Origin of the sequence: Plantactinospora sp. BC1 (assembly GCF_003030345.1) — a bacterium.
Taxonomy (GTDB): Bacteria; Actinomycetota; Actinomycetes; order Mycobacteriales; family Micromonosporaceae; genus Plantactinospora.
In genome coordinates this window covers 7,478,102-7,494,564 of sequence record NZ_CP028158.1, presented here as the reverse complement: position 1 = coordinate 7,494,564, position 16,463 = coordinate 7,478,102, and the positions used below count along the sequence as shown (strand labels likewise).

At 73.7% G+C, this 16,463-nt stretch carries 15 protein-coding genes; 4 read left to right on the top strand and 11 right to left on the bottom strand.

What is annotated here, in order from left to right; translation table 11 throughout:
• Nucleotides 1-42: 42 nt before the first annotated feature.
• The 3 genes from C6361_RS32895 to glmS are packed head-to-tail and all read right to left on the bottom strand — an operon-like array spanning nucleotide 43 to nucleotide 3,824.
• Nucleotides 43-1,512, bottom strand: a complete 1,470-nt coding sequence (locus C6361_RS32895) for an NAD(P)H-hydrate dehydratase (protein ID WP_107270115.1) — start codon at nucleotides 1,510-1,512, stop codon at nucleotides 43-45.
• Entirely contained in the window at nucleotides 1,509-1,877 is a 369-nt protein-coding gene (locus C6361_RS32890) for a holo-ACP synthase (protein WP_101368082.1), read from the bottom strand. Before C6361_RS32890 ends, C6361_RS32895 begins: the two co-directional genes overlap by 4 nt.
• A gap of 48 nt (nucleotides 1,878-1,925) precedes the next feature.
• Nucleotides 1,926-3,824: a glutamine--fructose-6-phosphate transaminase (isomerizing) gene (glmS, locus tag C6361_RS32885; protein ID WP_107270114.1), complete on the bottom strand. Its 1,899-nt coding sequence runs from the start codon at nucleotides 3,822-3,824 to the stop codon at nucleotides 1,926-1,928.
• Between the two features lie 257 nt (nucleotides 3,825-4,081).
• Between glmS and C6361_RS32880 the strand changes: the two genes are divergently transcribed.
• Both C6361_RS32880 and C6361_RS32875 read left to right on the top strand, forming a co-directional pair.
• Nucleotides 4,082-5,179: an MmpS family transport accessory protein gene (locus tag C6361_RS32880; protein WP_107270113.1), complete on the top strand. Its 1,098-nt coding sequence runs from the start codon at nucleotides 4,082-4,084 to the stop codon at nucleotides 5,177-5,179.
• A 33-nt stretch (nucleotides 5,180-5,212) separates the two neighbouring features.
• On the top strand, nucleotides 5,213-6,412 hold the full coding sequence (locus tag C6361_RS32875) for a pyridoxal phosphate-dependent aminotransferase (protein ID WP_107270112.1): 1,200 nt from the start codon (nucleotides 5,213-5,215) through the stop codon (nucleotides 6,410-6,412).
• Between the two features lie 18 nt (nucleotides 6,413-6,430).
• Here C6361_RS32875 and C6361_RS32870 read toward each other — a convergent pair whose 3' ends face one another.
• A complete protein-coding gene (locus C6361_RS32870) occupies nucleotides 6,431-7,045 on the bottom strand; it encodes a PadR family transcriptional regulator (protein ID WP_107270111.1) in 615 nt (204 codons plus the stop codon).
• Between the two features lie 90 nt (nucleotides 7,046-7,135).
• Between C6361_RS32870 and C6361_RS32865 the strand changes: the two genes are divergently transcribed.
• Together C6361_RS32865 and C6361_RS32860 are read left to right on the top strand one after the other, a co-directional pair.
• Nucleotides 7,136-9,955 (top strand): FtsX-like permease family protein, encoded by a 2,820-nt coding sequence (locus tag C6361_RS32865; protein WP_107270110.1) that lies wholly within the window; start codon nucleotides 7,136-7,138, stop codon nucleotides 9,953-9,955.
• A gap of 2 nt (nucleotides 9,956-9,957) precedes the next feature.
• A complete protein-coding gene (locus C6361_RS32860; protein WP_107270109.1) occupies nucleotides 9,958-10,701 on the top strand; it encodes an ABC transporter ATP-binding protein in 744 nt (247 codons plus the stop codon).
• Nucleotides 10,702-10,728: 27 nt separating this feature from the next.
• Here the strand turns inward: C6361_RS32860 and glmM are convergent, their stop codons facing one another.
• From glmM to C6361_RS32825, 7 genes are all read right to left on the bottom strand, one after another.
• Nucleotides 10,729-12,087, bottom strand: coding sequence for a phosphoglucosamine mutase (glmM, locus tag C6361_RS32855; RefSeq protein WP_107270108.1), 1,359 nt, complete (start codon nucleotides 12,085-12,087; stop codon nucleotides 10,729-10,731).
• A 114-nt stretch (nucleotides 12,088-12,201) separates the two neighbouring features.
• On the bottom strand, nucleotides 12,202-12,654 hold the full coding sequence (rpsI, locus tag C6361_RS32850; RefSeq protein ID WP_107260809.1) for a 30S ribosomal protein S9: 453 nt from the start codon (nucleotides 12,652-12,654) through the stop codon (nucleotides 12,202-12,204).
• 20 nt (nucleotides 12,655-12,674) lie between these two features.
• Nucleotides 12,675-13,118, bottom strand: coding sequence for a 50S ribosomal protein L13 (gene rplM / locus C6361_RS32845; RefSeq protein ID WP_107260811.1), 444 nt, complete (start codon nucleotides 13,116-13,118; stop codon nucleotides 12,675-12,677).
• A gap of 259 nt (nucleotides 13,119-13,377) precedes the next feature.
• On the bottom strand, nucleotides 13,378-14,826 hold the full coding sequence (locus C6361_RS32840; protein WP_107270107.1) for an MFS transporter: 1,449 nt from the start codon (nucleotides 14,824-14,826) through the stop codon (nucleotides 13,378-13,380).
• A 125-nt stretch (nucleotides 14,827-14,951) separates the two neighbouring features.
• Complete coding sequence (locus C6361_RS32835) at nucleotides 14,952-15,242, bottom strand: type II toxin-antitoxin system PemK/MazF family toxin (RefSeq protein WP_107260815.1); 291 nt, start codon at nucleotides 15,240-15,242, stop codon at nucleotides 14,952-14,954.
• A complete protein-coding gene (locus C6361_RS32830) occupies nucleotides 15,235-15,486 on the bottom strand; it encodes a DUF6364 family protein (protein ID WP_107260817.1) in 252 nt (83 codons plus the stop codon). The genes C6361_RS32835 and C6361_RS32830 overlap by 8 nt, the downstream gene beginning before the upstream one ends.
• A gap of 170 nt (nucleotides 15,487-15,656) precedes the next feature.
• Nucleotides 15,657-16,355 (bottom strand): class I SAM-dependent methyltransferase, encoded by a 699-nt coding sequence (locus tag C6361_RS32825; protein ID WP_107270106.1) that lies wholly within the window; start codon nucleotides 16,353-16,355, stop codon nucleotides 15,657-15,659.
• Between the last annotated feature and the right edge of the window lie 108 nt (nucleotides 16,356-16,463).

The window sequence follows — 16,463 nt, the reverse complement described above, 5'->3', positions numbered from 1 at the left end:
ATCGAAATGGCCCCGGGTGGCGCGACCAGGACACTCCGCCGCTCACCGGGGCAGCCTGGCGATCACCCGGCGCAGCGCGGCGGCCACGTCGGCGGCGACGACCGGCCCGCGCCGGGCGGCCTCCTGCCCGGCCAGCCCGTGCAGGTACGCGGCGGCGGCCGCCGCCCGCTCGGCCGGCACTCCGGCGGCGAGCAGCGAGCCCAGCAACCCGGCCAGCACGTCGCCGGTGCCGGCGGTGGCGAGCGCCGGGGTGCCGGTCGGGTTGGCGAAGGCCTGCCCGTCCGGGGTGGCGACCACCGTCCGGTCGCCCTTGAGCAGCACCACCGCGTTCATCCAGCTGGCCAGTTGCAGCGCGGCGGCGACCCGGTCCCGGGGCGGCTCGCCGCAGAGCCGGGCGTACTCGCGGTCGTGCGGGGTGACCACGATCGGCGCGTCCCGCTCCCGCAGCCGCTCGGCCATCGAGCCGTCGACCAGCAGGGTGAGCGCGTCCGCGTCCAGCACCACCGGCACCGGTGCGGCGAGTACGCAGCGCAGCTCGGTGGCGGCCGCATCGTCGGTGCCGAGCCCGGAGCCGCAGACCCAGGCCTGCACCCGGCCGGCCTCGGTGACCCGGTCGGCGGCGACCACCGAGGGATAGCGGCGCAGCACCTCGGCGCGGGCGCCACCGGCGTACCGGATCATGCCGGTCGGTCCGGCGACCGCGCCGCCGACCGAGAGCACCGCGGCACCCGGGTACGTCGCCGAGCCGGTGGCCAGCCCGACCACGCCCCGGCTGTATTTCTCCTCCTCCGGGCCGAGCCGGGGCCACCAGTCGGACACGTCCGACCACTCGGTGACGCGTACCGCCGGGGTGCCCCGCAGCGACGGGCCGAGCCCGATGTCGACCAGCTCGACCCGCCCGGCCCGGGGTGCGGCCGGGCCGACCACCAGGGCGGACTTGAGGCAGCCGAAGGTGACCGTCAGGTCCGCGGTCACCGTGCTGGGCAGGCCGACGGAGCGCGGCACGTCGCCGGTGTCCACCTCGACGCCGCTCGGCACGTCCACCGCGACCACGGGCGGCCGGTCTCCGGACCGGCCGGTCAGGCCGGGCAGCCCGGCCACCAGCCGGGCGGCCGGCTCGCGCAGCCCGCCCGAGCCGCCGATCCCGACGATCCCGTCCAGCACCAGGTCGGCCCGGTCCGGCAGCCCGTCGACGATCCGCCCACCGGCCGCCCGCAGCGCCGCCAGGCCGCCCTGGTGCACCCGCTCCGGCGCCAGCAGCAGCGCGCTCACCGCCGCACCCCGGCCGGCGAGCCGGGCACCCGCGTAGAGGGTGTCGCCGCCGTTGTCGCCGGAGCCGACCAGCAGCAGCACCCGGGCGCCGTAGACCCCGCCGCCCCGCTCGGCGAGCAAACGGGCGCAGTGCCCGGCCAGCCCGCCGGCAGCCCGCTGCATCAGGGTGCCGGCCGGCAGGGTGGCCATCAGGGCGCGTTCGGCGGCGCGTACGTCCGCCACCCGCCACGCGGCCCTCATCGCTCGGCCACCACCATCGCCGAGGCGATCCCGCCGTCGTGGGACAGCGACAGGTGCCAGCGCTGCACCCCGCGCTCGGTGGCGGCGGCCGCGACCGTGCCGGAGACGGTCAGCCACGGCCGCCCGTCCGGGTCGGAGACCACCTCGCAGTCGTGCCAGTGCAGCCCGGCCGGTGCGCCCAACGCCTTGGCCACCGCCTCCTTGGCGGCGAACCGGGCGGCGAGCGACTCGGCCGAGCGTGGGTTGCCCGACCCGGTGACCCGCTCCGCCCCGGTGAAGAGTCGATCGGCCAGCAGCGGGGTGCGTGCGAGCGCCCGGGCGAACCGATCGACCAGTACGACGTCGATGCCGACTGCGACGATCACCGCCTCACCCTACCGGCGGGCGCGGGAGCGCACGTGACGGTGAACGGCTCACTCCACGGTGACCGACTTGGCCAGGTTGCGCGGCTGGTCGACGTCGTGCCCCCGGGCGGCGGCGATCTCGCAGGCGAGCACCTGCAACGGCACCGTGGTCACCAGCGGGGCCAGCAGGGTCGGGGTGCGCGGTACGTAGATCAGGTGGTCCGCGTACGGCGTCACCGCCTCGTCGCCCGCCTCGGCGATCACGATGGTCCGGGCGCCCCGGGCCCGGATCTCCTGGATGTTGGAGACGATCTTGTCGTGCAGCATGCCCCGCCCGGCCGGGGAGGGCACGATGCAGACCACCGGGGTGCCCTGGTCGATCAGGGCGATCGGGCCGTGCTTCAACTCGCCGGCCGCGAACCCCTCAGCGTGCATGTAGGCGAGTTCCTTGAGCTTGAGCGCGCCCTCCAGGGCGACCGGGAAGCCGACGTGCCGGCCGATGAAGAGCACCGTCGGCGCCGCCTTGAGGTCCCGGGCCAGGTCGCGGATCGGCTCGATGCCGGCGAGCAGCTCCCGCAGCTTGTCCGGCATCTCCTGGAGCTGGTCGACCACCGCGGCCACCTCGTCGGCGTACTTGATGCCGCGCACCTGGGCCAGGTGCAGGCCGATCAGGTAGCAGGCCACCAACTGGGTGAGGAACGCCTTGGTGGAGGCGACCGCCACCTCGGGCCCGCCGTGGGTGTAGAGCACCGCGTCGGACTCGCGCGGGATGGTGGAGCCGTTGGTGTTGCAGATCGCCAGCACCCGGGCCTTCTGCTCCTTGGCGTGCCGCAGCGCCATCAGGGTGTCCATGGTCTCGCCGGACTGGGAGATCGCCACCACCAGGGTGGACCGGTCGAGGACCGGGTCGCGGTAGCGGAACTCGCTGGCCAGCTCCACCTCGCAGGGAATCCTGGTCCAGTGCTCGATGGCGTACTTCGCCACCATCCCGGCGTGGTACGCCGTGCCACAGGCGACGATGAAGACCTTGTCCACGTCCCGCAGGTCCTGGTCGGAGAGGCGGACCTCGTCGAGGACGATCTCCCCGTTCTCCTTGAGCCGGCCCAGCAGGGTGTCGGCGATCGCCTGCGGCTGCTCGGCGATCTCCTTCAGCATGAAGTAGTCGTAGCCGCCCTTCTCGGCGGCCGAGGCGTCCCAGTCGATGTGGAAGTCCTTGCCGGCGGCGGGTGCACCGGCGAAGTCGGTGATCTCGATGGCGTCGGCGGTGATCAGTACGACCTGGTCCTGGCCCAGCTCGACCGCTTCCCGGGTGTGCTCGATGAACGCGGAGACGTCGCTGGCCAGGTAGTTCTCCCCGGCCCCGCGCCCGACCACCAGCGGCGAGTTGCGCCGGGCCCCGACCACCGCGCCGGGGATCGCGGCGTCGACCGCGAGCAGCGTGAAGGCGCCCTCCAGCCGCTGGCAGACCTGGCGCATCGCGGCGGCCAGCAGCGCCGGCCCGTCGGCTTCACCGGCGGCGCGCAGCCGGGACAGCTCACCGGCGAGCAGGTGCGCCGCGCACTCGGTGTCGGTGTCGCTGGTGAACTCGACGCCGTCGGCCTCCAGCTCGGCGCGGAGTTTGGCGAAGTTCTCGATGATGCCGTTGTGGATCACCGCCACCCGGCCGTCGGTGGCCCGGTGCGGGTGCGCGTTGCGGTCGGTGGGCCCGCCGTGGGTGGCCCACCGGGTGTGCCCGATGCCGGTGGTACCGGCGCCGATGCCAGGCACCGCGTCGTCGTCCGCCGACCGTTCGGCCAGCGCCTTCTCCAGGTTGGCCAGCTTGCCGGCCTTCTTCTCGGTCAGCAGCTCACCCTCGGCGACGACCGCCACGCCGGCCGAGTCGTAGCCGCGGTACTCCAGCCGCCGCAACCCGTCCAGCACGATGCTCAGCGCCGGCCTGGCGCCGGCGTAACCCACGATTCCGCACATGGCCCGCAGCCTAACCTAAGTTCGCTCATCTGACCTGCTCGAAAGGTGCTCGTTCGATCACTGATGCTGCGCGGTATTCTGGCCGGCCCGGACAACCGGACGAACCACCACTCCGCTGGCCGGCCCACCCTTCACCGGTACATCGCGGCCAGCGGTGACGCGGTACCGTGACTGGCGCATTCGCTGCCATCTCCTCCGGCGCCTCCCTCTCCCGGTCGCCGCGCCCCTGCTGTCCGCCATCTCTGGAGCCAGACCCGATGACCGACTCGCCGCCCCCGCACAACCCGTACGACCCCTCCGCCGAGCACGAGCCGCCGACGACGAAGTTCGGCCCGCCGCAGCAGCCCCGTCCGGAGAACCCGGCCGAGGAGGAGGACGACGCCCCGACGACGAGGTACGCCCCGCCGCAGCCGCCCCAGCCCGCGCAGCCGTCCAGCTACGGACAGCCGGCGCAGCCGACCACGTACGGCCAGCCCCCGGCCCAGCCGGGCGGTTACGGACAGCCGCCCCAACCCGGCCCGTACGGGCAGCCCGCCTGGGGCCAGCCGCCGCAGTCGGCCGGGTACGGCCAGCCGCAGCAGCCGAACCCGTACGCCCCGCCGCAGCAGCCCGGCCCGGGCCAGCCGCCGGCCCCGGCCTACGGTGCCGGCCCGGCGTACCCGCCGCAGTCCGGCCCACCAGCCACGCCATACCCGACCAGCGGGGCGCCGAACCAGCAGGACGCCGGTTACGGCGTCTACCCGCCGCAGTCCGGCCCGCCGCAGTCCGCCCCGCCCGGCACCGACCCCTACGCGGCGGCCGGTGCCGGCGGCTACCCCGGTTACGGACAGCCGGGACAGCCCGGACAGCCGGGCTACCCGGGCGGGCCGTACCCGCCGGCACCGCCGAAGAAGAGCAACAAGACCATGATCATCGTGATCGTGGCCGTGGTGGTGGTCGTGCTGGTCGCCTGCGTCGGGCTCTGCCTCGGCCCGCTGTCCTTCATGGACCAGCTGCGGAAGTCGGTGGAGACCAGCCTGGACGCGACTCCGCCACCGTCCACCTCGGACAGTCAGGATGGCGGCAACCCGGGCAGCGGCGGCCAGACGGTCGTCTACGAGGTGACCGGCGACGGCCGGGTGGCGCTCTCCTACATCGACGGCGCCGGCAAGCAGGTGCACCTGCCGTCGGTCGACCTTCCGTGGAAGAAGGAGGTCAAGCTTCCCGAGGACGAGCTGAAGACGGTGGTGGCGATCCGCACCGGCGGCGGCTCCGGCGACATCTCCTGCAAGATCACGGTCGACGGGAAGTCCACCGCCTCGAAGACCGCCAGCGGCAACTACGCGACCCTCACCTGCTCGGATTTCGGGATCTGACGAAACGGCACGGCACGGCTCTAGGGTGACGGGGTGACGACGACAACCGACTCCGATCCCCTGGTCCGCCGGATGCGCCCGTTCGGCACCACCATCTTCGCGGAGATGTCGGCGCTGGCGGTGCGCACCGGCGCGGTCAACCTCGGCCAGGGCTTTCCGGACACGGACGGGCCGCCCGAGATGCTGGCCGCCGCGGTGGCGGCGCTGCGCGGCGGGCAGAACCAGTACCCGCCCGGTCCGGGCGTTCCGGCGCTGCGCGCCGCCGTCGCCGCACACCAGCGCCGGTTCTGGGGACTGGAGTACGACCCGGACGGGCAGGTGCTGATCACGGCCGGGGCGACCGAGGCGATCGCGGCGGCGATCCTCGGGCTCTGCGAGGCCGGCGACGAGGTGGTCTGCTTCGAGCCGTACTACGACTCGTACGCCGCCTCGATCGCCCTGGCCGGGGCGGTCCGGCGGCCGGTCACGCTCCGCCCGGTCGACGGCGGCCGGTACGCCTTCGACCCGGCGGAGCTGCGCGCCGCGTTCGGGCCGCGGACCCGGCTGGTGCTGCTCAACTCGCCGCACAACCCGACCGGCAAGGTCTTCGACGCCGACGAGCTGGCGCTGATCGCCCGGCTGTGCCAGGAGCACGACACCATCGCGGTCACCGACGAGGTCTACGAGCACCTGGTCTTCACCGACGCCGGCAGCCCGCACGTCCCGCTGGCGACCCTGCCGGGCATGTGGGAACGCACCCTGCGGATCTCGTCGGCGGGCAAGACCTTCTCCTGCACCGGCTGGAAGATCGGTTGGGCCAGTGGCCCGGCGCCGCTGGTGGCGGCGACGATGCGGGTCAAGCAGTTCCTCACCTTCACCGGCGGGGCACCGCTGCAACCGGCGGTCGCGGTGGCCCTGGCGCTGCCGGACGACTACTACCACGGTTACCGGGCCGACCTCCAGGCGCGGCGGGACCAGCTCTCGGCCGGGCTGGTCGAGGCCGGTTTCGAGGTGCTGGTCCCGGAGGGGACGTACTTCGTCACCGCCGACATCACCGCGTTGGGCGGGCGGGACGGGGTGGAGTTCTGCCGCTCGCTGCCGGAGCGCTGCGGGGTGGTCGCCGTGCCGACCCAGGTCTTCTACGACCACGTCGAGGCGGGGCGGCGGCTGGTCCGGTTCGCCTTCTGCAAGCGCCCGGAGGTGCTGGCCGAGGCGGTGACCCGGCTGCGCACGCTCGGCGGCGCCCCGGCCTGACCCCGGTCGTGGCGTGGCTCAGGCGCCCTCCGCCAGGCCGGCTGCGCGACCGTCGGGCAGCGCCCCGGGTACGGCATCGGCGCCGGCCGTCCGCGCGGACGGGATCCGGATCCGGGCGCCGTCGAGCAGGCCCGTCTCGGCGTCGTCGAGAAAGGCCAGATCCGCCTCGACGTGCCGGCTCGCGGCCGAGAGCAGCAGCTCGACCACCGGGTCGGTCGCCTCCCGGCGCAGCGTGCCGAGGTTGCGCAGCTCGCGCAGCAGATAGCCGCGCTGGTTGGCGAGCACGGTACGCACCACGTCGGCGGAGCCGGAGCGGGCGGCGGCGGTGACCTTGAGGAAGAAGTCGTCCCGGAAGCCGCCGCTGCGCGGGCTCGGCTCGGCCAGCCACCTGGCCAGTTCGGTCCGGCCGGCGGGGGTGATCTCGTAGACCACCCGGTCCGGCTTGACCGGCTGCGCCTGCCGTTCGGCCCGGACCAGTTCGTCCCGGGCCAGCCGGTCGAGGATCTGGTAGAGGTGGCCGATGTTCAGCGACCCCCACTGTGGACCGACGGCCGTCTCGAAGGCACCCTTCAGCTCGTATCCGTAACTCGGGCCGTCGGCGAGCAACGCGAGTACCGCATGCTGGATGGCCATCCCTGACCCACCTTCCGGCCGTCCGCACGGCCTCTTGCATTGCGACAATGTATAGCGCAGAGTGTCCTGCGGGAGAAGAGGAGGGGCGCGGTGGTCGGATTCATCTGGCGGCAACTGCGGACCCGGCTCTGGCGATCACTCGCCCTGCTGACCGGCGTGCTCGTCGCGACCACCGGCTTCGTCGTGCTGACCGGCACCACCACCACCTCCCAACTGCGCCTGAACGATCGGGTGCAACGCGAGACCCGCGCCGCGTACGACATTCTCGTCCGTCCGAACGGGACACAGGCCGATCTCGAGACGGCGCGGGGTGTCGTCCGGCCCAACTACCTCTCCGGCCTCTTCGGCGGCATCAGCATGGCCCAGTACGAGCAGGTTCGCACGGTCGACGGCGTCGACGTCGCCGCCCCGGTGGCGATGCTCGGCTACTCCCTGCACGAGATGCGGGCCCACCTCGACCTCACCGACGCGGTCGACCGGTCCCTCGACCGGCAGGTGATCCGGGTCGACCCGACCTTCCTGGCCGAACGCGGCCTGTCCCGGACCACCGGCAAGCCCCGGTACGTCTACCTCACCCGCAACCGCCTCGCCTACCCGGTCTGGGAGGACGGCGGCATCGCCAGCGCGGCCCTCTACACCGACGGCCGGCGGTACCCGCTGAACGCCTGCCGGAACGGCTACATCGTGCCCCGGGAGATCCTCCCCGACGGGCGGACCGAGCCGGTCTGCGACATCGGCGCGGAGCCGACCCTCACCCGCACCTCGCCGGACACCGACTACACCGAGGTCGTCGTCGCCCGGCTGCTGCCGGACGGCCGGTTCGAGAACTCGCCGCACGCCCCCGCCGGGATCCGGGGCACCACCCCCACCGCGACCGACCGGCTGGTGTTGCCGGTCCGGTGGATCGTCCCGTTCCTGCTCGCCGCCGTCGACCCGCCCGCCGAGGACCGGCTGGTCGGGTTGGCCGACGCCGTGGTCGACGGCCGGCCGCTGAGCCGGGACGACACGACCGTCGAGAACAGGTTGCTCGGGCCGGGCCACCGGAACGTCCCGGTGCTCGCCACCAGCCGCCCCTACCTGGACGGCAGGGTGACGGCCAGCTACAGCCGGCTGCGCCCGGACCGGGTCGCCGGCCTGCAACCGGGCGAACTGCTGGCCGCGCTGAGCGGTGGCGGCGAGCCGGCCGGCGGCGCGAGCGCCGACCCGACCACCAACTACCGGCAGGAGATGCGCGACGCCGTCCGGCAGCAGACCGGGCTGGGCAGCCTGAGCCCGGTCGTCCAGGCCGGGCCGATCGACTACCACCAACTCTCCGACGGCAGCCTGCGGCCCCGGGCCGGAAGCCCCGACCTGCCGGCGTACCGGGCCGACGGGCCGGGCACCTATCCGGCGCCCTGGCTCGCCGGTGACGTCGCCTTCCGGCCGCTGCGCCAGCTCGGCCAGCCGAGTGCGCAGACCGGGGGCGGGATGGGCTGGCAGGCGGTCGGCATCTTCGACCCGGAACGGCTGACCAGCTTCAGCGCGCTCTCCCAGGTGCCGCTGGAGACGTACGCCCCGCCGCAGGCCGTCGGCGCCGACCGGGCCAGCCGGGAGGCGCTCGGCGACCGTCCGCTGCTGCCCAGCGGAAACCCGGCCGGCTACCTCTCCAGCCCGCCCCTGCTGCTGACCAGCCTCGCCGCCGTACCGAAGCTGCTGGAGGGCGGCAACGACCCGCAACTGGCCGCCCCGATCAGCGCGATCCGGATCCGGGTCGCCGGAGTCGCCGGCTACACCGGGGCGGCGGAACGGCAGGTCCGGCAGGTCGCGGAGCGGATCGCCGCCCGTACCGGACTCGACGTCGACGTCACCTTCGGCTCCTCACCGGCCCCGCAGACCGTCGAGCTGCCCGCCGGCTCGTTCGGCCGGCCCGAGCTGCGGCTCACCGAGGGCTGGTCCTCGATCGGCGTCGCGTCGGTGATCGTCCGGGCGGTGGACCGGAAGAGCGTCGTACTCTTCCTGCTCGTCCTCACCGTCTGCGCGCTCTTCCTCGCCAACGCGGTCTCGGCCGCCGTCCGGGACCGTCGGGCCGAGCTGGCGGTGCTCGCCTGCCTCGGCTGGCCGGCCCGGCGGATCGGCGCGGCGATCCTCGGCGAGGTGGCGCTGATCGGCCTCGCCGCCGGACTGCTGTCGCTGCTCCTCGCCGCCCCGCTCGGCGCCCTGCTCGGCGTCGAGGTGGGCTGGTGGCGGGCGGCGCTGGCCGTACCCGTGGCGCTGCTGGTCGCGGTCGTGGCCGGCGCCGGCCCGGCGGTGCGGGCCGCCCGCTCCCATCCGGCCGGCGCGCTCCGGCCGCCCGCCGCCCCGGTCCGGCTGACCCGACGGGTACGCGGAGTGCTCGGCCTCGCCGTGCTCAACCTGGTCCGGGCACCGGGCCGGGCCCTGCTCGGCGCGGCGGCCCTCGGCATCGGGGTGGCCGCCTCGACGGTGCTCGCCGCGATCAACTACGCCTTCCGGGACACGGTGCTGGGCAGCCTGCTCGGCGACACCGTCTCGGCTACCGTGCGGACCGCCGACACCGTGGCCGCGACCGCCACCGTGCTGCTCGGCGCGGCGGCCGTGGCCGACGTGCTCTACCTGAACATCCGCGACCGGGCCGGCGAGCTGGCGGCACTGCGCGCGACCGGCTGGACGGAGTCCGCGCTGACCCGGCTGGCCGCCTACGAGGGAGCCGGGATCGGCCTGCTCGGCGCGCTGGCCGGTACGGCGGTCGGGCTGGCCGGCGCCGCCGCGCTGATCGGCGGGCTCTCCACCGGAGTCGTCCTCACCGGGGTCGGTACCGCCGCCGCCGGTGCGCTCGTCGCCTGCCTGGCGGCGCTCGTCCCGGCGGCACTGCTGCGCCGGGTCCCCACCGGCCACCTGCTAGCCGAGGAGTAACCATGACGGACACCGGAGTCGGCGTCACCGTCACCGCGCTGACCAAGCGGTTCTCCGGCGGCGAACTCCCGATCGTCGCGGTGGACGAGCTGTCGCTCGACGTGGCCGCCGGCTCGGTGGTGGCACTGACCGGGCCGAGCGGCTCCGGCAAGTCGACGCTGCTGCACCTGGTCGGCGCGATCGAGCCGGCCGACTCCGGCTCGGTCGTCGTCGGCGGGCAGGAGATCACCCGGCTAACCCGTCGCGCCCTGGCCGGATACCGCCGGACCGTCGGCTTCGTCTTCCAGCGCTACCACCTGCTGCCCGCGCTGACCGCGCTGGACAACGTACTGGCGCCGGTGCTGCCGTACCGGGTCGGCTACGACCGGACGGCCCGGGCCCGGGAACTGCTCGACGCGGTGGGGCTCGCCGGCCGGGAGCGGGCGCTGCCGGCGCAGCTCTCCGGCGGCCAGCAGCAGCGGGTCGCGGTGGCCCGGGCGCTGATCGGCGAGCCGGCGCTGCTGCTCGCGGACGAACCGACCGGCAACCTCGACTCGACCAGCGGCGGCGAGATCCTCGACCTGCTGCTGCGGCTGCGCGACGAGCGGGGCGTCACGATCCTGCTGGCCACCCACGAGCAGCACATCGCCGCCCGGTGCGACCGGCTGGTCCGGCTCCGGGACGGCCGGGTCACCGAGGACCTCGACCTCACCGTCGGCGAGGGGCCGGCGCAGACCCTGGCCCGGGCCAGCCAGCTCCGGCTCTAGCAACCGGGGCGGGCGGCACGGGCAGCGTTACGCCGGCACCGGGCTGGCGGTACGCACCTCGGCGGCGATCCGCTCCGCGATCTCCTGGGCCAGCTCCACGGTGGCCGCCTCGACCATCACCCGGACCAGCGGCTCGGTGCCGGAGGGGCGGAGCAGCACCCGACCGGTCTCGCCCAGCTCGGCCTCGGCCCGCTGCACCGCGCCGAGTACGCCCGGTGCGCCGGCTCCGACCGTCCGGTCCGCGACCGGCACGTTGATCAGCACCTGCGGCAGCTTGGTCAGCACCGAGGCCAGCTCGGCGAGGGTACGGCCGGTGGCCGCCACCCGGGACATCAGGTGCAGCCCGGTGAGGATGCCGTCGCCGGTGGTCGCGTACGCCGGCAGCACCAGGTGCCCGCTCTGCTCGCCGCCGAGCGCCAGCCCGGAGGCGCGCAGCTCCTCCAGCACGTACCGGTCGCCGACCTTGGTCTCGACCAGCCGGATCCCGGCCGCGGACATGGCCAGCCGCAGGCCGAGGTTGCTCATCACGGTGGCGACCAGGGTGTCCTGGGTCAGCGTCCCGGCCTCCCGCATCGCCAGCGCCAGGATCGCCATGATCTGGTCGCCGTCCACCTCGCTGCCGTCGGCGGTGACCGCCAGGCACCGGTCGGCGTCGCCGTCGTGCGCGATGCCGAGGTCGGCACCGTGCTCCGCCACGGCGGCCCGCAGGTTGTCGAGGTGCTGCGACCCGCAGTCGTCGTTGATGTTGAGCCCGTCCGGCTCGGCGTGGATGGCGATCACCTCGGCACCGGCCTCCCGGTACGCCACCGGGGCGACCTCCGAGGCGGCGCCGTTCGCGCAGTCGACGACGACCTTGAGCCCGTCGAGCCGGTGCGGGATCGTGCCGACCAGGTGCTGGATGTAGTGCTCGGCACCGTCGAGCAGGTCGTGCACCCGGCCGACGCCGGCACCGGTCGGCCGCTGCCAGCCGGCCGAACCGTTCGCCTCGACCGCGGCCTCGATCTTCAACTCGACGTCGTCGGGGAGCTTGTGCCCGCCGGCCGCGAAGAGCTTGATGCCGTTGTCCGGCATCGGGTTGTGCGAGGCGGAGAGCATCACCCCGAGGTCGGCCTTGGCCTCGCCGACCAGGAAGGCCACGCCCGGCGTGGGCAGCACCCCGACCCGGACCACGTTGGCCCCGGCGCTGGTCAGCCCGGCCACCACCGCGGCCTCCAGCATCTCGCCGCTCGCCCGGGTGTCCCGGCCGACCACCGCGAGCGGTGGATGGCTCCGGTCGGACTCGGCGAGAGTCTGCGCGGCCGCGACCGCGACCGCGAGTGACAACTCGGGGGTGAGGTCGGCGTTCGCGCGTCCGCGTACGCCGTCAGTGCCGAACAGCCGCCCCATGCGCGAAACCTCCGGGAAGCGCACCAGTGGTAAACGACGAAACGGCCGGACACCGCCACCGCGGAAGGGGGCGGTTTCCGGCCGTACGTCAGACGTACAAGGTGTTGCCGCGGATCAACGCTTGGAGTACTGGGGCGCCTTGCGGGCCTTCTTGAGACCGTACTTCTTGCTTTCCTTCTCCCGGGCGTCCCGGGTGAGGAAGCCGGCCTTCTTCAGCGCCGGGCGGTCGTCCGGGTCGTTGGCGATCAGCGCCCGGGCGATGGCCAGCCGCAGCCCGCCGGCCTGGCCGGTGGTGCCGCCGCCACGCAGGTTGGCGATGATGTCGAACGCCTCGGCCTTCTCGGCGGTGACCAGCGGCTCCTTGATGAGCTGCTGGTGCACCTTGCTCGGGAAGTACGCCTCCAGCTCACGACCGTTGCAGGTGATCTTGCCGCTGCCCGGGACGATCCGGACCCGGACGATCGCCTCCTTGCGCCGGCCCACGGTCTGGATGGGCCGGTCGCCACGAGGAGCCCGGGCCACCGGGGCGGGCACCGGGGCTTCGGTGGTCGCGATGGTGTCGGTCATGCTGTTTCCTTCGCCCGCGCTCACTGCGCGATCTGCTTGATCTCGAACGGCACCGGCTGCTGCGCGGCGTGCGGGTGCTCGGCACCGGCGTAGACCTTCAGCTTCTTGATCAGCTTACGGCCGAGCTTGTTGTGCGGGAGCATGCCCTTGACGGCCAGCTCGATGGCCCGGTCGGGACGCTTGGTCAGTAGCTCGTCGTAGCCGACCTGCTTCAGACCGCCCGGGTAGCCGGAGTGCCGGTAGGCGACCTTGGTGTGCCGCTTGTTGCCGGTCAACGCCACCTTGCCCGCGTTCACGACGACGACGAAGTCACCGGTGTCCACGTGCGGCGCGAAAGTCGGCTTGTGCTTGCCCCGCAGCAGCGTGGCAACGTGGGTGGCCAGACGGCCCAGCACGACGTCTGACGCGTCGATGACGTGCCACTGACGCTCGATTTCACCCGGCTTCGGGCTGTACGTACGCACAGGTCTACCTTGTCTCGTCGTCGGTCTGGGGTCGCGCACCGGTCGCCAGGCACGCACAAACGACCAAGCGTACCCGGGAAAGGCACGCCCGCGGATGTCACGTGAAAACTTGGGTGTCACACAACAGCAGGCAACGATACCCGGTCGCCGGTGCCGGGGTCAAAACGGGACACCCCCCGGCGGGCTGCGGCGATGGCGGGACCCCGCCTCCACTGGAGAAACGATAGCCGCCGGCCCCGCCGCCGCCCGACCGGGGGTGTCACACCCCGGCGAGGCGACCCGGCGACGGGCGGAGGTAGACCACCCAGGTCACCACCAGGCAGAGGGCGTACCAGGCGATGAAGGCCAGGTAGGCGGCGTCGGCCGAGGAGTACGCCAGGAACGACTGCCGGAAGGCGATGTTGACCAGTACGCCCCCGAACGCGCCGACCGCCCCGGCGATCCCGATCAGGGCGCCGGAGAGCCGCCACGCCCGGCGCTGCGCGGCGTCCGGGTCCAGCTCGCCGGCGGCCACCGCCCGGGCCGCCCGGGCCCGGAAGATCGCCGGGATCATCTTGTACGTCGATCCGTTGCCGACCCCGGAGAGCACGAAGAGCCCGATGAACCCGATCAGGTAGAGGGCCAGCGAACGCTCGCCCGAGGCGTGGTGGACCAGTCCGGCGCCGGCCGCCATCGCGGCGAAGGTCGCGAAGGTCACCCGGGCTCCGCCGTACCGGTCGGCCAGGTGGCCGCCGACCGGCCGGATCAGCGAGCCGACCAGCGGCCCGAGGAAGGTCAGGTACGCCGCGTCGAGCGGGGTGCCGAACCGGTCACCGAACTGCACCAGCAGCACCTGCCCGAAGGCGAAGCCGAAGCCGATGAACGACCCGAAGGTGCCGATGTAGAGCACGGACATCACCCAGGTGTGCGGGTCCCGGGCCGCCTCCCGGATCGCCCCCCGCTCGTTGCGGACCCCGGTGATGTTGTCCATGTAGCGGGCCGAGGCGAGCGCGGCGAGCACGATCAGTGGCAGGTAGACCGCCGGGACCAGGCGCGGGTACGCGGCACCCGCCGTGGCCAGCACCGCCAGCCCGACGAGCTGGACGGCGGCCACCCCGATGTTGCCGCCGCCCGCGTTCAGGCCGAGCGCCCAGCCCTTGAGCCGCTGCGGGTAGAAGAGGTTGATGTTCGCCATCGAGGAGGCGAAGTTGCCGCCGCCGACCCCGGCCAGGCAGGCCAGCACCATCAGCGTGCCGTACGACACCCCGGGCTCGATCAGGATCGTCATCGGCACCGCCGGCACCAGCAGCAGCAGGGCGCTGACGATCGTCCAGTTCCGCCCGCCGAACCGGGCCACCGCCAGGGTGTACGGCAGCCGCAGCGCCGCCCCCAGCGCGGCCGGTACGGCGGTGAGCAGGAACTTCCCGGCCGGGTCGATCCCGTACTCCGGGCCGAGGAAGAGCACCAGGACCGACCAGAGGCTCCACACCGAGAACCCGATGTGCTCGGAGGCGATCGACACGATCAGGTTGCGCCGGGCGATCGGCGCTCCGGTGGTACGCCAGAAGTCCGGGTCCTCGGGGCGCCAGTCGTCGAGCTGGTGCCGGCGGGCGGCCACGGGTGCGGCGGCGGGCTCCGGCGGCGCGAGGGTGCCGAGGCCGGTCGCCGGGGCGGTGGCCGTGCTGTCGGTCCCGGTGCCGGCCGTCGGGCCGGTGGCAGTACTGGTCATGCCGCCCGAACGTAGGAGCGCGGGGTTTCCCGGCGGTTCGCGCGTGAAGTCGGACCGGCAACGGTCGGCGCACGGCGGGCCCCGGCAGGCGGTGAGATCTGCGGCCACCCGGCGCGGCGGGGCGCTCAGATGCCCTGGAGGATACGCAGCGCCCGGCTCACCCGGAACATGGTGTCGGCGTCGGCGACCGAGACGCGCTCGGTGAACCACTTCTTCATCGGCGACGAGAGCCGGTCGGGCATCACCACGTATTCGCCCATGGTGACGGCGAGCGGGGAGTCCCGGAGCAGCTCGGAGTCGACCACCTCGGCGACGATCACGATCGGCACGTCGGTGGAGTTGTAGACGTCGGAGCTGATCACCAGACCGAGCCGGGACCGGGCCCCGTCGATCCGCCAGATCTCGCCCCTACGCACTCGGGCGCCCGCCGAGAGCCGCGTCGACCAGTGCGGCCTCCTGGGCGTCGGCGATGGCGGCGGCCTCGATGTCCAGGCGGGCCCGGCCGACGGCCGCGGCGTGCGCGGTGAAGACCTCGCGGAGTGCCTTCTCCCGGGCGGCCTGGTCGATCCAGGCGGAAAGCGACATGCCGTCCCGTTTCGCGAAGCGGCGGGCCTCTTCGATCGTCTCGTCGGAGAACGAGAGGGTCACCTTGGCGGTCATGCCGCTCAGCCTACCGGCGGTATGACCAGCCGTCATTCCGACCGCCGTGACCGGTCCGGCCGACACCCCGGCACCGACCGTCCCTACCGCTCGCGCCAGCCGTCCCTACCGCTCGCGCCAGCCGTCCCTACCGCTCGCGCCGACCGTCCCTACCGCCCGCGTCAGCCGTCCTACAGCTCGCGCCGGCCGCCGAAGACGGCGAACCGCCAGGACTTGTAGAAGCAGTCGACACCGACGAAACCGGCCTCGACCAGCCAGCGACACTGGTCCGGCATCGGCGCCGGGCGGTCGTGCAGCATCCGCTCCCGGGCGGCGGCGATCTCCGCCCCGGTGGCACCGAGCGCGGTGACCTGGGCGAGCCACACCTCGTCGTACCGGGAGTCCAGGTCGGGGGTGCCGCCGGAGACCTGCTCGGCGTTCACGAAGACCCCGCCGGGGACCAGCACCTGCCGGATCCGGCGGTAGAGGTCCCGCTTGTCGGCGTCCGGCAGGTGGTGGATGGCCAGCGCGGAGACCACCGCGTCGTACGGGCCGCCGGGCAGCGGCGCGGTCAGGTCGGCGACCACCGTCTCGTGCGGTACCCCGCGCCGGGTCAGGTGCCCCTCGGCGACCGCGAGCATCGCCGGAGCACCGTCGAGCAGGGTGCTCCGCACCCCCGGTACGGCGGCGCCGAGCAGGATCGAGAAGAGCCCGGTACCGGCGCCCAGGTCGAGTACGGTCGGCACCCGCCCGGAGGCCAGCGCCCGGCGCAGCGGCGGAGCCGCCACCTCGACCGCCGTGCCGTAGAAGTCGTCGAAGCACGGCACGAGCCGGCGGCGGGACTCGTCGTACGACCCGGCCACCGCGTCGAAGAGCGACACCACGGCCATCGGAGTGCCTCCTATGATGTGGAACGACCTTCCACATCATAGATCCACTGCCGGCAGGCCGAGCCGACCCGCTGAGCGAGGTCCGTGTGAGCGGCTCTTGACAGGCCC

Excerpts from the sequence above, each read along its gene's own strand:
- C6361_RS32840 (WP_107270107.1), bottom strand. The coding sequence starts at position 14,826 with ATGACCAGTACTGCCACCGGCCCGACGGCCGGCACCGGGACCGACAGC.
- C6361_RS32860 (WP_107270109.1), top strand. The coding sequence starts at position 9,958 with ATGACGGACACCGGAGTCGGCGTCACCGTCACCGCGCTGACCAAGCGG.
- C6361_RS32880 (WP_107270113.1), top strand. The coding sequence starts at position 4,082 with ATGACCGACTCGCCGCCCCCGCACAACCCGTACGACCCCTCCGCCGAG.
- C6361_RS32895 (WP_107270115.1), bottom strand. The coding sequence starts at position 1,512 with ATGAGGGCCGCGTGGCGGGTGGCGGACGTACGCGCCGCCGAACGCGCC.
- C6361_RS32830 (WP_107260817.1), bottom strand. The coding sequence starts at position 15,486 with ATGACCGCCAAGGTGACCCTCTCGTTCTCCGACGAGACGATCGAAGAG.
- rpsI (WP_107260809.1), bottom strand. The coding sequence starts at position 12,654 with ATGACCGACACCATCGCGACCACCGAAGCCCCGGTGCCCGCCCCGGTG.
- C6361_RS32870 (WP_107270111.1), bottom strand. The coding sequence starts at position 7,045 with ATGGCCATCCAGCATGCGGTACTCGCGTTGCTCGCCGACGGCCCGAGT.
- glmM (WP_107270108.1), bottom strand. The coding sequence starts at position 12,087 with ATGGGGCGGCTGTTCGGCACTGACGGCGTACGCGGACGCGCGAACGCC.
- C6361_RS32825 (WP_107270106.1), bottom strand. The coding sequence starts at position 16,355 with ATGGCCGTGGTGTCGCTCTTCGACGCGGTGGCCGGGTCGTACGACGAG.
- glmS (WP_107270114.1), bottom strand. The coding sequence starts at position 3,824 with ATGTGCGGAATCGTGGGTTACGCCGGCGCCAGGCCGGCGCTGAGCATC.